Raw genomic sequence first — 14,339 nt, 5'->3', positions numbered from 1 at the left:
TTCCTTGAATGTTGTAGTGTGTGAAAAAAACACTATAGCGAAATTAGCCCTACAAGTTGTTACAAGCTGTGTATTTTCACTATAAACACTTTTTCTATCCCCCCCGCCATGCTAAAAATTAGTAAAAAGCGTGCACGCAATACGCCACACCATTCTTTCGAAGGGATGCACAGGTTTCGCAACGCACTAAAAACAATAAGCGACAAGCCCAAATGTCGCCCAATAAAATGAAAAGGAAAACTCGACATGTTACGTAGCGTTTTAAGCTTAAGCGTGGCACTGGCCCTCACGGCTTGTAGCCCACAAAATTCATCCACAGAACAACAGACACAGAGCGCGGCTACCGAAGAAGCTCAGCAACAGCTTTCTTCAGGTGTCATTAAAGAAAATATGGATCTGTCTGTTGACCCAGGTGATGACTTTTTCCGCTACGTAAACGGCAAGTGGTTTGATAATTTTGAAATACCGGCAGATAAATCGAGCTACGGTTCTTTCGTGATCCTTCGCGATGAAGCACAAGATCACGTTATGGATATTATAAAATCGTCTGCCGAAGGCGACTTTAAAGCGGGCAGCGACGAGCAAAAAGTCGGTGATTTTTACCGTGCTTATATGGACATGGAGACCCGCAATGAGCTTGGTATGACGCCGCTAAAACCTGAGCTAACTAAAATTGATACCATTGAAGACTATACCGGCCTTGCTGAGTACTTTGCTTATGCAGCTCGCTATGGCTACGGTACACCGTTTAGCCTAACTCAATACCCTGACCTAAAGTCGCCGAAAGAATACTTAATGTACACGTGGCAGTCGGGCTTGGGCCTTCCTGAGCGCGAGTATTACTTTAAGGATGACGAAACATCACAAACCATTCGTGATGCCTACGTTAAACATATTCAAACCATGTTTGAGCTGGCGGGTTTCGACGCGCCTAAAGAAAGTGCGGATATGCTGTTCGCACTTGAGACTAAAATTGCTCAGCTACATATGAAAAAAGAGCAGGCCCGTAACTTTGCTGCCAACTATAACAAACTGACAATTGAAGAACTTAAAGCGTTGATGCCTAAGTTCGACTGGGACGCTTATCTTACTGAAGCAGACATTAGCGACATTCCTTCGCTAGGCATCCTGCAAAAAGACTACATGCAAAACATTGATGGCGTTATTGCAGAAACCTCACTGGAAGATTGGAAAACGTTCCTTAAGTGGGGCTTGTTAAATGCTTCAGCCAGTCGCTTAAATGCCGAGCTTGATGAAGCAAACTTCAATTTCTACAGCAAAGTGCTTCGCGGTGTTGAAGAGCAACAGCCACAATGGCGTCGTGCAGTAAGCCTTTCAAATGCCCATGTAGGCGAGCTAATCGGTAAGGTTTATGTAAAACAGCACTTCCCGCCTGAAGCGAAAGATCGCATGATGGAAATGGTTAATAACCTGTTGTTAGCTTACAAAGAAAGTATCGAAAATCTTGATTGGATGACAGATGAAACCCGTGCACAAGCACTAGACAAGCTGTCTAAGTTTACGGTGAAAATTGGCTACCCAGACCAGTGGAGAGACTATTCAGCGCTGACAGTTAATGCCAGTGACCTGTTTGGAAACCTAAAGCGTTCTTCGGACGTGCTGTACGAAGAAATGCTTAAGAAACAAGGCGGCCCAGTGTGGACCCATGAGTGGGGCATGACACCTCAAACTGTTAATGCTTACTACAACCCACCGCTAAACGAAATTGTATTCCCTGCGGCTATCCTTCAACCTCCGTTCTTTGACATGAACGCCGAAGACGCGGTTAACTACGGTGGCATTGGCGCGGTAATTGGTCACGAAATTGGCCATGGTTTTGATGATTCAGGGTCAACCTTCGACGGTGATGGCGTTCTGCGAAACTGGTGGACTGATGAAGATCGCGGCGAGTTTGAAGCACGCACTGCGAACTTGATTGAACAGTATAACCAGTTTGAGGTTCTGCCTGACTTGCACGTAAACGGTGAATATACCCTAGGTGAAAACATCGGCGATCTTGGCGGAATCAGCATCGCACTTAAAGCTTACCACCTGTCTCTTGATGGTGAAGAAGCCCCTGAACTAGACGGTTTCACTGGCGATCAGCGTGTATTCATTGGTTACGGCCAGGTTTGGGCAAGCAAGTATCGCGAAGAAGCGTTGCGCAGCCAAGTACAAACCGATACCCATTCACCTACGAAGTTCCGCACTAACGGTGCTGTTCGCAACGTACCTGAATTCTACGAAGCGTTTAACGTGACCGAAGAAGATGCGTTGTATTTACCACCAGAAGAACGCGTGAAAATTTGGTAATTCGCGTACTCTAAAACAGTACATAGAGAGTAGCGTACATAAAATACGATAGCTAAAGCCCCATGTTTGCTTCACCAAACTGGGGCTTTTTTTGTCGTGCTGAAGTGTATGACTGAGCAGGTTCAAAAAGGCTAAATATGAATGTAAGAACAACTATTGTCTTTAGCAGCTTAGCGTTGATTTACCTGGCGACGCTGCCGCTTACCCCCTACGTGGCGCAATTCTTACCCAAAGCCCTGCCTATTGTGGTACTGGCAGTTTTCGCCTATACAAAACTTAGCACCATGCCGCGATACATGGTGTTGGCGGCGTTACTTTTTAGTCTTGCCGGAGATGTTAGTCTGGCCTTGCCCTTTGCTGATAGTTTTATTACCGGCTTGGCGTGCTTTTTTGTTGCCCATTTAACGTATGCTATGTGTTTTGCGTTGCTGCATCGCCGCCTACAAGAAACGCCCGGCGACCATATCATTTCGCGCAAACCAAAGTGGTTAATTAGTATTATTATGGTTAGCTTTGCCGTAATGATGGCAGTGCACATTCTGCCAGCGTCGAAAGCCTTGTTTTACCCTGTAGTCGCCTATATTAGCGTAATCACACTGATGGGTTTAACCGCAGTGTGGTTGGCTCAAACTAAGCTAATCGTAACCGGTGCGTTACTTTTTGTGATATCAGATGCCATTCTCGCCCAGTCGGTTTTCAAAACCCCGCTTCCACTGTCTACCTTTTGGGTAATGACAACTTACTATGGTGCCCAATATTGCTTAACCATGGGACTGGTTGATGTTTTTTTTGAGAAAAGAGAAAGAATAGGCAGGAAGAGATTGGTCAGACCTAGTTAGACAACGACGTTAAAACGTCTATCGCCAAGTCGGCTTTTTCAGCTGGCACAAAAATATGGTCGTGATAATGAGCGGCCACCACGTTGGCGCTAATTCCTGCCTTACCCAGCGCGGTGGACATAGCTGCCGTCATGCCTACCGCTTCCAAACTAGAATGTACTTCACAGGTTATACAGCGGTAATAACCTTCAAATGGCAAGTTAGCTTTCTCGGCTGCAACAACCGGAAGGATAAGCGTGGTGCCCTCGCGTTCCTGAAACATACCCTTAGCTACTGAAATTAACGTACTAGTTAAGCTATCAGCAGGCAAGGTAGTGAAAACGTAATCTTCACTACTCGCCACAGGATTCAGATTTTTCAGTAACACGCCCAAGTCAGTTTCAGCGACCACACTCAACCTTCCTTTGTATAACGTCAATACTTATTTATTGAAGCTCTTATTAAAGTTTTCGGGCTCTAATACGCTTTCCTTTGATCTTACCTTCTCTAAAGTGCGCCATGGCTTTTTTCACGCTTCGCGTTTTCACTGCGACAAAACTCATGCTGTTTTGCACTTTAATTTTGCCCAAGTCATCGCCAGGAATGCCCGCATCTTTGGTAAGTGCACCCACCAGATCGCCTGGGCGAAGCTTTTCTTTTTTACCCGCGCTTAGTGAAATACAGGTAAATTCAGGCTGAGTAATTTTGTTTTTATGAAAACGCAGGCTTTGTGCGCCTTTAAGTGGAATATCGCTTTCTTGCAATACTTCTATTTTTCGTAAAAAGTGCTCTTCGTCATCGCTGACTAGCGTGACCGCCATGCCCTGTGCGCCTGCTCGCGCCGTGCGACCAATGCGGTGAATATGGGTTTCCGGCTCTTCACTTACTGTGTAATTAATTACGCAGGCAACATCATCAATATCCAGCCCTCGCGCAGCTACATCGGTGGCAACAAGTACTTGTAGCGCATCGCTGGCGAACTGCATTAGCACCGATGTGCGTTGATGCTGTTCCAAGTCCCCCTGAAGCCCAGCCGCACTAAAGCCATCTTCGATAAGCTCCTCAACCACTTCATTTACCTGAACCTTGCGATTACAAAATACAATAGCGTTTTTAGGTTGGTAGTGGGTAAGTACCGCTTTAAGCGCCTGAGTGCGTGTGTGCGGGAGCACGTTGTAGCCCAATTGGGTGATAGCGGGTTTACTGTCTTGAGACTCAACTTTACAGGTTACCGGGTTGTGCAGGTACTGCTTGGCTACACGCTCAATTTGTTCTGTAAAGGTTGCAGAAAACAACAGGGTTTGCACTTGTTTCGGCGTTTGACCGAAAATAATGCGTAAATCGTCTTCAAAGCCCATATCTAACATGCGGTCGGCTTCATCGAGGACACGCAACTTTACGTTACTTAGGTCAACTCGACGCTTTTCCACATGGTCCATTACGCGGCCCGGCGTGCCCACAATGATATGCGGGCTATGTTTCAGTGACTGAATCTGCGGCCCCATAGGCTGGCCACCACATAACGTGGTCACTTTAATATTACCGATGTTTTTAGCCGCCGAACGGCACTGCTGAGCCACTTGATCAGCAAGCTCTCGGGTAGGACAAAGTATGATAGCCTGCGTGGTAAAATCATTCACTTCTACGTGCTGCAAGGCAGGAATTACAAAGCACAGAGTCTTGCCGCTGCCCGTCTGCGCTTGGCCTATCACATCTTTCCCCTGCAACGCCTCAGGGAGCGATTGTGCCTGTATAGGGGAAAGTTGGTAAATGCCTTGTGAGTCTAGCGCCTTGGTGATGGCAGGGTTTATATCTAAATGCTTAACTGTTTCAACTGTCATTAATTTGGGTTCCAAAGGTGCACTACACCATGTTCGGTATGATGAGCTATGCCGTATTCTTGGGACACCATGTCACTCCAGGAAGAAAGCTGCTCATTAAACTTGTCACTCATTTTCACACCGGCCGCCGCTAACTTGAGCTTCTCTAAAACCAAAACACAGGTGTCGTTCTTTGACAGTGCTAGGTAGGCCGTTGAAATGTCGTACTTACTCGATAGGGTTATTGTCTCACATTTAAATTGTTTTGGGTTACATCCAAAGTCAATTGCCCCCTGAGAACCGAAAATAGTATCAATTTCGTTGTTGATCAGTGCATCCACTAATGCCTGCCACGAATCATAGGCTTTTACTTTGAAGCCATGCTCTATTGCAACGTTATAGCGATAGTCTTCCAATAAGGTACCAACCCTAAAGTTCTTTGGTACGTTGGCAAAGGATTCAAAATAGGGCTTATCGATGCCGTACAGTCCATGAAGGTTTCTTGATACCGGCGTTATCCAGTGAAACACGCTTTCTCTTTCACTCGTGCGAATTACTGAGAATACCAATACGTTAGACTTGGTCATTGCTTCCTTTGCAATACGTTCCCATGGCGCGGAAAGGATATTCTGCTTTAGCGTCATCTCATCTAATATGTCTCTGACCAAGTCTGCTGCAATACCTTTAAGCTTTCCTCGCTCTCCCACCTCTGAAAAAAGTGGCACAATGTCGGCGATGACCCAAAGATTGTCGGTATTAGCATGCAGCTCACCTGCTAAGCTTAGTGTTCCAAAAGTAAGTATTGTGGCCGGGAAAGATGCTTTCAGTTCATCCCGTATAGCGCTAGCAAGCAATGTGAAGTTGTCTGAACCTTTGTATTGAGCAATCAGTTCGCTCAACCGCTCTGCAAAATCGGCAGAACCTTCACTTTTGCTCAGTGCGATATAGCTCACTGCTATTGTCGTTGCCTGACTGCCCGCATTCGGCGTACATCGAACATTATTTCCACATTCAAAGGCAAATAGCGGCGTGATCCAAAAATAACTATCTTCGTTATTTTCATCTCTGATCAAATTGATAAGGACGTCAGCTTTATTCGATATGGTGTCAGTAGCAGGCGTTAAATCAATACCATTTTTTGATAAGGCATTTTTAAACACTGTGAGTGAGTAAGATTGAATACTCTGCTTCTCAGAGGGAGATAGGGTACTTGGTAAATCGGGGGCGTGAGAGTAAGAGAATGCTTGTGCCCAAGTGGATGAACTCCACAGGGCACATAAACAGACAATGACAACAAAAACTACGCTTGAAATGCCTTTTCTAATTTCCACTGCAACGTTTGCCCCGCATAAAATGGAACCATATCGGTGCCATCAGCTAGGGTTACTTGTTCTGGCACCGTCCACGACTCTTTCACTAATGTCATTGTAGTCGTATTTCGTGGTAAACCATAAAAATCTGCACCGTAATGGCTAGCAAATCCTTCTAGCTTATCTATTGCTCCTAACTGCTCGAACACTTCAGCATAAAGCTCAATTGCAGACCATGCGCTATAACAACCCGCGCAGCCGCAAGCATTTTCTTTTTTATGCTTGGCATGAGGTGCCGAGTCGGTGCCTAGGAAGAATTTTTTGTTGCCGCTTGCCACCATATCGCGTAACGCTTTTTGATGCGTGTTGCGTTTTAGCACTGGCAAGCAATAGTTATGAGGGCGTACGCCGCCAACCAGTAAATCGTTGCGATTTAACAATAAGTGCTGAGGGGTAATGGTGGCTCCAACAAATTCGCTGGCGCCCGCTACGAAGCTTGCGGCATCTGCTGTTGTAATATGCTCAAACACCACTTTCAGCTTAGGGAATGCGTCAACGATAGGCCCTAAATGAGTATCAATGAACACTTTTTCACGGTCAAAAATATCAATGTGATGTTCGGTCACCTCACCATGAATTAGCAACAATAAGCCTTGCTCTTGCATGGCTTGAAATACAGGGTATAAAGCCTGAATGCCTTTTACAGCCGCATCTGAGTTAGTAGTGGCCCCTGCAGGATATAGCTTACACGCAGTTACGCCCGCTTGTTTTGCATCGATAATGTCTTGAGGTGTAGTTTGATTAGTAAGGAATAAGGTCATTAATGGCTCAAAGCTACTGCCTTTAGGTCGCGCAGCCTCAATTCGCCCTTTGTACGCCATGGCCATTTCAGCATTAACCACCGGTGGTACAAGGTTTGGCATAACAATAGCGCGCTGGAAACAACGTGCGGTTGCAGGCACTGTTTCAGCTAGCATTTCGTTATCGCGAAAGTGAAGGTGCCAATCGTCTGGCGTAGTAATGGTGAGCGTTTGCATGCCTTGTCTCTCTTAGTACTTATTCAAACAGAGGGGAAGATGCGCGCAATAATAGCACAATTCCCATTTTGCGCGCAGAACAACTCGCTCGAAAGTGGCTATGAATTCTCTTCGCCGTGCTCTACCCAAATAAGCTTGCTAACGTCGTACCCAGCCGATGTCGCTTTTTCTAGTAAACGGGTGCGAACTTCATCTGAAATAGAAGGTGCTCGCGCTAAAATCCAAAGGTAGTCTTTATCTGGGCCTGTTATCAAAGCATATTGATAACCTTCTTTATCTAGCTCCATAATTACATAGCTGGCGTAAAATGGGCCAAAGAACGATACCTTCAGGTGCCCTGTCGTTTCAGACTCTACAAAATACGCTTTGCCCTCGGCTTCATCCCATGCATTTTCTTCTCCTGAAAAACCGCGATTAATTACCTTAACCCCTCCGTCTTCGCGCATGCTATAGGTTGCCGTAACTTCGCTTAATCCTTCTTCGAAGCTATGGTCAAAGCGCGCTATTTCATACCACTTCCCTAAATAACGAGGAAGCTCAAAGCCTTCAACCGGCACTACCTTGTCAGGTACGCCAGTACAGCCAGACAAGCCCACACACACCATACCCGCCATAATCATTGAAACTAACTGCTTAAACATATGCCCTCTTTTCCTTGAACTCAGCTTTTAAAAAGCCCACTGATTAATTTAAATACACGCCTACATCGCAATAATGATCTTTATCGGTGCTGCAACACCATAAACCTTCAAGCTAGGCTAACGGTCGACAGTAAAAATACGCTCGCCTAATCAGACTTTTCTTATCGCTTGGACCATATTACAGTGCTTTTAAAACAAGCCTTGAGCTAATACAGGCCCTGCCCACTCGATATTCTCAAACAGGGAGAAAATGACATGAATGCACACTTTCCACACGCAAGCCGCTTAATATATGGATGCATGGGCTTAGGTGGCGGTTGGAACGACAAACCGGCAACCAAAGCCGATATAAGCCAAGCAAGAAGCATCATTGATACTGTACTGAGTTTAGATATTAATGTGTTTGATCATGCTGATATTTATACGTTCGGCAAAGCCGAAACGGTTTTTGGTGAAGCGCTCAAGCAAGCGCCCGAATTAAAAGACAAAATGATTATCCAATCTAAATGTGCAATACGATTTGAGGATGATTTAGGACCAAAGCGTTACGACTTTTCAGCAAATCACATTCACACGTCGGTTGAAGGCATTCTCTCTAGATTAGGAATAGAACAGCTTGATATACTGCTGCTGCATCGTCCAGATCCACTTATGGAGCTAGACGAAGTCGCCGGTACACTGACGCTGCTTCAGCAGCAAGGTAAAATAAAGCATGTTGGCGTTTCAAACATGCATGGTCACCAAATTAATTACCTGCAGTCTGCACTTTCCACACCTATTGTTGCCAACCAACTTGAAATGAGCCTTGGCTTTAGAGACTGGTTAGAAGACGGCATTACTACCAACAGTGCTGCTAATCGCGATACAGGTTATGCGCCCGGCACACTTGAATACTGCATGATGAACAACGTGCAACTTCAGGCATGGGGAAGCTTGGCACAAGGTAGATACACAGGTGCAAAAGTTGAAAATAGTAATGACCGTGCAACAGCAGACTTAGTGGCTCAACTTGCAGGTGAATATCAAACTACGCCTGAAGCGATTGTTTTGGCCTGGTTGATGCGACATCCTGCCAACATTGCGCCCGTTTTGGGCAGTACCAATATTGACAGAATTAAAGCAAGCCAAAAGGCTGAAGATGTTCATTTAAGTCGAGAGCACTGGTACAAGTTATTTGAGGCTGCTCGCGGTCAAGAGATGCCGTAAGCATAAATATTAAGGAAATTAAGATGCTGAAAGGCTTTCACCACGTTGCTATCATTTGTAGTGACTACCCTCGCTCAAAGACGTTTTACACGGACGTGTTGGGCTTCTCGATTATTGATGAAAACTACCGTGAAGCCAGAGACTCTTACAAATGTGACCTCGCGTTACCTGATGGCAGTCAGATTGAGCTTTTTTCGTTTCCGGGGGCACCGCAAAGACCGTCGCGCCCAGAAGCGCAAGGACTTAGGCACTTAGCGTTCAAGGTGGACAACCTTGATGAAATGATTAACCACCTAACGAATAAGCGAGTTGAATGCGAGCCAGTGAGAACCGATGAATACACCGGCAAACGCTTTACATTTTTCCAAGATCCTGACGGTTTACCTCTAGAGCTATACGAAATCTAAAAATCGCGTAGCCGTAATAGAAAAATGCCGAATAAGGGGTCTCTTATTCGGCATTTTTATCAATAGCGATACAAACTTTTATTGGTCGAGCATCCTGACTTCCCGCTGCGGGAATGGTATTTCAATATCATGCTGCTGAAGAGCATTAAAAATGGCTTGGTTTAGTGCATAGCGCACTTCGAAATGCCTTACAGCTGGCGCCCAAACCCGAATACCAAAGTTAATACTGCTGTCGCCAAAATTATCTACACCAATGGCGGGTGACTTTTCTTCGCTGACTCCATCTACCGTTTCAACAGCCTTGCGAATCACATCGATTACCTCATCGACCTTACTGGAATAGGCAACGCCAATTTCAAGTTCAATCAACATGTTCTCTGCAGAATTATGCAAGATTTCACCGACTATCAGTTTGTTGGGTATTTGGATGTGAACATTGTCTTCGTCAATAAGAATGGTATAGGGCAACATGACTTGATCGACCACCCCTGCAACACCACGCACGCGGATAGTGTCGCCAACAACGAAAGGACGGGTAATAATTATGGTAAAGCCAGCGGCATAATTGGCCAACATACCTTGAATAGCTAAACCTGCACCTAAACCTACAGCACCTACGGCGGCTATAAGTGGGGTTACGCTAATGCCCACATTACCTAATGCTATAATTATTACGATACCCAATACCACTAGCTTGCTGGCACCGCCGGTAAAGCGGCTCAGCGTAATATCGATATTTCTGCTGACCATCAGGTTTTCAACCATGTGGCCTATTTTATTGGCCACCCACCAGCCAAGCAGAAAAATAATGATGGCGCCTACAATTTGGAAACTGTAGGTCACTGCAAATTCTACAAGAGTGTCGTAAAGGGCTTGCGCTTGTTTTAACTCATCCATGGAACGTGATTAGACTAGAAACTGATAGGAATAACCGAAGCTTAAACAACAACGTGAGGAAAAACCAGTGCCGAGAGCAAGCCCGGCACGTTACGGTTTTAAGGAATAAAGAGCGAGCATTGCATTTAGTTGGCGTATTCGCTTGCCTCAATTTCCGCTAAACGTTCTTTGGTAGGGTTCTTAATGTAGTTATACACCAAGCCAACAAAGAGCACGGCAGCAAAACCCGTGGCTACCATAAAGCCATACTTGGCGTCGCCACCGTTGGCGTCGCTCACCAGGCCCATGATGAAAGGCCCTGCAGCCGCACCTGCTGCGGTGAAGAACAAGATTACTCCGGCTACGCTTCCGTGTTGATGTTTTGGGAAACAGCTTATGCCTTTTGAGTTAAAGGTAGGATAAATTACTGACATAAAAATGCCCGTTAGCGGGAATAGAAACAACGCAAGCTGTTTTCCGCCCCACAGACCAAGACCGAAACACAGTACAATAGCACCAGTGAACACCATAAGAACCAATGCCCAGTTGAAGTGAGACATCATCCAGATGCCTACGAAACGCCCTGCAGCACGAAGGATAAAGAATGCCGTTACCGAGTATATTGCAAGGGTCTGAGAGAAGCCTTCAGTATAACAATCGTAGGTCGCTTTAAGCGTAGTCGCATCGCACACTAAATAACTCGGCATCCACACATAAATGGCGCTTTCTGCGGCGACATATAAAAACGCGCCTACTGAAAATCCTAAAGCATAGGGGTTTTTCACTAAACTTAAGCTCTGCGCTATTGATACTTTCTTTTCACCTGAGGCTGTATCGCGAGTGTAAGCGGGGTATTTCACCAGCAAAGCACCGATTATAAGTAGCGTACAAACACCACCGGCGATTACATAAAGCCACTGCCATGCAACGCCTTGATGAATAAGATAAGCGACAATAAGAGGCCCGATAATTGCACCAACGCCAAAGAAGGCTTCTGCCCCATTCATAGTAGCTGTGTGCTGTTTGGTCGATGTTGAAATATCACCGATGAGCGCCAGCGCACCTGTTTTAAAGATGCCCACGGCAACGCCAGATAAGCTCATTAAACTAACAATCAACACAAAGTCGTTAGCAATTAAGAAGCTGTAGCATGCAAGGCCAAACAACGCTAAACCAATGATAATGGTAGGCTTGCGGCCTAACTTATCAGCCAAAAAACCAAGGAATAGGCCCGATAAGGCAATACCTAACATGGGGAGTGAATGCATTAAGCTTGCTTGAGCATTGGTGACAGAGAACGCCACTTTCACTTCTTTGATTATCTCGCCTACCGAGTCTGACGTCATCGCAAACATCATAAACATTAGGTAGGTTAGCCATCTGATAATTCTGCTACTAGGATCATGATTGGGCATAGTCTGTCTCACAAGCACGGTATGAAAGGCCTTGTTCCGCCCTTCTAAACTTCACAAAAACACGTTGATCATTGCACGCATTCAGTAGGTCAAAAATAACGATGTAATAAACTTGATAAATGAGCTTAATCGTTTAAGATAAAAGTTAACAGAATTTAAAAAGCCTGTAAACCTGTTAATTAGGATAGGTTGTATGACGCACCTAAGCGTCGCACTTTGGAGTTTTCTATGAGCTATGCTGCTGACAGTGGTGTATGTTTAGACCGAATCTTGGCATCAACCGATTTATCTGGCCTAAGTAAGAAAGATGCAACAACTTTTACGCGTCGCTTGAAGGAACATTTTCCTCGTCTTTTTGACAAATATACCTACGTTTATGGGCACCAGTATGACTGCTACTTTCATTTACAAAAACTGGTTGAAATATTAAGAGACGGGTTAAAAAGCCGTAAACCAGCCCTCAAAAAGCTTGATAATGAAAGGTTAAAAAACCCGCTTTGGTATCGCGATGAACAGCAAGTCGGCATGGCCTGTTATGTTGACCTGATGGGCCCCACTCTGAATGACTTGCATGACAAAATTCCCTACTTTAAGTCTTTAGGCGTTACCTATGTGCACTTAATGCCTTTATACGATGCGCCCAAAGGGGATAGCGATGGCGGGTATGCTGTGTCGGATTATCGCAAGGTTAATCCAACGTTAGGCACAGTGAAAGACCTGGAAAAACTTGCTTCAGCACTTCAGAAAGAGGGAATAAATCTTGTTCTCGACTTTGTGTTCAATCATACCTCTGACGAGCACGCTTGGGCGAAAGCTGCACTGGCTGGTGAGAAGCAGTTTCAAGACTACTACTACCTTTTCGATGACAGAACCATTCCCGATCAGTACGAACATACTTTAAGAGAAATATTTCCCCAGGTAAGAAGAGGTAGCTTTACCTTTAATGAACAGATAGAGAAATGGATATGGACAACATTTAACAGCTTTCAATGGGATTTAAACTACAGTAATCCTGAGGTGTTTAACGCTATCACGTCTGAAATGTTGTTTCTGGCCAATATAGGTAGCGCTGCACTGCGTTTAGATGCGTTGGCCTTTATTTGGAAAGAACTCGGAACTAACTGCGAAAATCAGGAAAAGGCCCACGTTCTTATACAAGCGTTCAACTGTTGCTTACAAATTGTAGCGCCTGCCGTGGTCTTTAAGTCAGAAGCCATCGTGCACCCTGACGAAGTACTTAAGTACATCGACAAAGATGAGTGTCAGCTATCCTACAACCCTTTGCTAATGGCACTGCTATGGAACTCGTTAGCCACGCGTAAAACCCGTTTGCTTACGCGCTCAATGAAAAAGAGCTTCTCTATTTCTGAGAACTGCACATGGGTGAACTACGTGCGATGCCACGACGATATCGGATGGACCTTCGACGACGCGGTAGCCAACGAACTGGGTATTAACGCATTCGATCACCGCCATTTTCTTAATCAATTTTATACCGGTCGTTTTGAAGGAAGTTTTGCCAACGGCGTGCCGTTTGCTGAAAACCCTTCTAACGGCGATTGTCGTGTGTGTGGTTCACTGGCCTCTTTATGTGGGCTAGAAGGCGCGCTTAAATCCAACGATTCAAAAGGCATTGATGACGCTGTGAAACGAATGATGCTGCTTTACGGTATCACCTTTAGCATTGGAGGTATTCCGCTACTTTACTCTAGTGATGAAGTAGGCAAGCTTAATGACTACAGCTATCGATTTGATGACACCAAAAAGCACGACGACAGATGGGTAAACCGAATTGCTGTTACCCGCGCAGATACGGGATTGGCGCTAGGAAACACGTCGCCTGCCAACCCTACAGAGACTGCGAGCCTTCGCGTGTTTAACGGATTGTGCAAAATGATAGCAATTAGAAAGCAGAATGCGATTTTCGGGCAGTCTAGCACCCAAATTTTAGATGCCGATAACCATCATTGCTTTGCTTTTCTTCGGGAAAATACACAGGGTCACAAGCTGCTTGTGATATGTAACTTCAGTGAGCACCCTCAGACCATTCAGCGTAGCCTTTTGGCAACACTAAAGGGCGCATCAGGCCGAGATTTGTTAACTGATGAAACTTTCGAAATGAATGCGTCACCACTATTGCTTGAGCCTTTTCAACAAATGTGGCTTCTTGCTGATTAAAGTTCGAGCTTTCGCCATATCTTGCTAATTGCTGTTTGAAAAGTGGTTAGCAAGTTTTCCGCGGCTTAGTCGCCAAATTAATTATCTTTACTGCCAGTGACTTATCGAATAAGTCATTTTTTCACAGGCACACCAATAAATACCCACTATACTTTTTATAGTGAATAGATAGTTCACGTAGCTTCCGCATAACTTTGGTAGCTTGGCCTGTGTTTGACTGGCTCTCAAACTGATTGACGCGGAAGTAGCACTCTTCTTGTTGTGTGTGGTTTGTTTCTTGCTTCACGCAGAAGTATTACACAGCGGGATTCGACTTAT

At 45.2% G+C, this 14,339-nt stretch carries 12 protein-coding genes; 5 read left to right on the top strand and 7 right to left on the bottom strand.

Annotated features, from left to right (window positions below; genetic code table 11):
- The first annotated feature begins 246 nt into the window (after window positions 1-246).
- Together QME20_RS02525 and QME20_RS02520 are read left to right on the top strand one after the other, a co-directional pair.
- On the top strand, window positions 247-2,313 hold the full coding sequence (locus QME20_RS02525) for a M13 family metallopeptidase (RefSeq protein WP_202941345.1): 2,067 nt from the start codon (window positions 247-249) through the stop codon (window positions 2,311-2,313).
- 137 nt (window positions 2,314-2,450) lie between these two features.
- Window positions 2,451-3,152: a lysoplasmalogenase gene (locus tag QME20_RS02520; protein ID WP_232380208.1), complete on the top strand. Its 702-nt coding sequence runs from the start codon at window positions 2,451-2,453 to the stop codon at window positions 3,150-3,152.
- Here the strand turns inward: QME20_RS02520 and QME20_RS02515 are convergent.
- The 5 genes from QME20_RS02515 to QME20_RS02495 form a co-directional block, all read right to left on the bottom strand.
- Window positions 3,145-3,543 (bottom strand): ACT domain-containing protein, encoded by a 399-nt coding sequence (locus QME20_RS02515; RefSeq protein WP_168534236.1) that lies wholly within the window; start codon window positions 3,541-3,543, stop codon window positions 3,145-3,147. The two genes, QME20_RS02520 and QME20_RS02515, sit on opposite strands and share 8 nt — an antisense overlap.
- Before the next feature lie 49 nt (window positions 3,544-3,592).
- Window positions 3,593-4,972, bottom strand: coding sequence for an ATP-dependent RNA helicase DbpA (gene dbpA, locus QME20_RS02510; RefSeq protein WP_101566162.1), 1,380 nt, complete (start codon window positions 4,970-4,972; stop codon window positions 3,593-3,595).
- The gene (locus QME20_RS02505; RefSeq protein ID WP_281715391.1) at window positions 4,972-6,282 is read right to left on the bottom strand and encodes an ABC transporter substrate-binding protein; all 1,311 of its coding nucleotides are present in this window, start codon (window positions 6,280-6,282) and stop codon (window positions 4,972-4,974) included. The genes dbpA and QME20_RS02505 overlap by 1 nt, the downstream gene beginning before the upstream one ends.
- A complete protein-coding gene (gene pyrC / locus QME20_RS02500) occupies window positions 6,252-7,298 on the bottom strand; it encodes a dihydroorotase (RefSeq protein ID WP_014951053.1) in 1,047 nt (348 codons plus the stop codon). Before pyrC ends, QME20_RS02505 begins: the two co-directional genes overlap by 31 nt.
- A 98-nt stretch (window positions 7,299-7,396) precedes the next feature.
- Window positions 7,397-7,939: a lipocalin family protein gene (locus QME20_RS02495; protein WP_281715390.1), complete on the bottom strand. Its 543-nt coding sequence runs from the start codon at window positions 7,937-7,939 to the stop codon at window positions 7,397-7,399.
- Between the two features lie 255 nt (window positions 7,940-8,194).
- On the opposite strand from QME20_RS02495, the gene QME20_RS02490 reads away from it, so the two are divergent.
- Together QME20_RS02490 and QME20_RS02485 are read left to right on the top strand one after the other, a co-directional pair.
- A complete protein-coding gene (locus QME20_RS02490; protein WP_281715389.1) occupies window positions 8,195-9,145 on the top strand; it encodes an aldo/keto reductase in 951 nt (316 codons plus the stop codon).
- 23 nt (window positions 9,146-9,168) lie between these two features.
- Window positions 9,169-9,552, top strand: coding sequence for a VOC family protein (locus QME20_RS02485; RefSeq protein WP_014951056.1), 384 nt, complete (start codon window positions 9,169-9,171; stop codon window positions 9,550-9,552).
- A 78-nt stretch (window positions 9,553-9,630) separates the two neighbouring features.
- Here the strand turns inward: QME20_RS02485 and QME20_RS02480 are convergent, their stop codons facing one another.
- The gene (locus tag QME20_RS02480) at window positions 9,631-10,449 is read right to left on the bottom strand and encodes a mechanosensitive ion channel domain-containing protein (protein WP_014977631.1); all 819 of its coding nucleotides are present in this window, start codon (window positions 10,447-10,449) and stop codon (window positions 9,631-9,633) included.
- A gap of 125 nt (window positions 10,450-10,574) precedes the next feature.
- Window positions 10,575-11,792, bottom strand: a complete 1,218-nt coding sequence (locus tag QME20_RS02475; RefSeq protein ID WP_014980533.1) for an MFS transporter — start codon at window positions 11,790-11,792, stop codon at window positions 10,575-10,577.
- Window positions 11,793-12,071: 279 nt separating this feature from the next.
- Here QME20_RS02475 and QME20_RS02470 point away from each other — a divergent pair, with 279 nt between their 5' ends.
- The gene (locus QME20_RS02470; RefSeq protein ID WP_281715388.1) at window positions 12,072-14,021 is read left to right on the top strand and encodes an alpha-amylase family glycosyl hydrolase; all 1,950 of its coding nucleotides are present in this window, start codon (window positions 12,072-12,074) and stop codon (window positions 14,019-14,021) included.
- Window positions 14,022-14,339: the final 318 nt, after the last annotated feature.

This window comes from Alteromonas sp. CyTr2, from assembly GCF_947311905.1.
Lineage (GTDB): Bacteria > Pseudomonadota > Gammaproteobacteria > Enterobacterales > Alteromonadaceae > Alteromonas > Alteromonas macleodii.
Note: the sequence above shows the minus strand (reverse complement) of the source record. Positions and strands in the feature narration are given on the sequence as shown.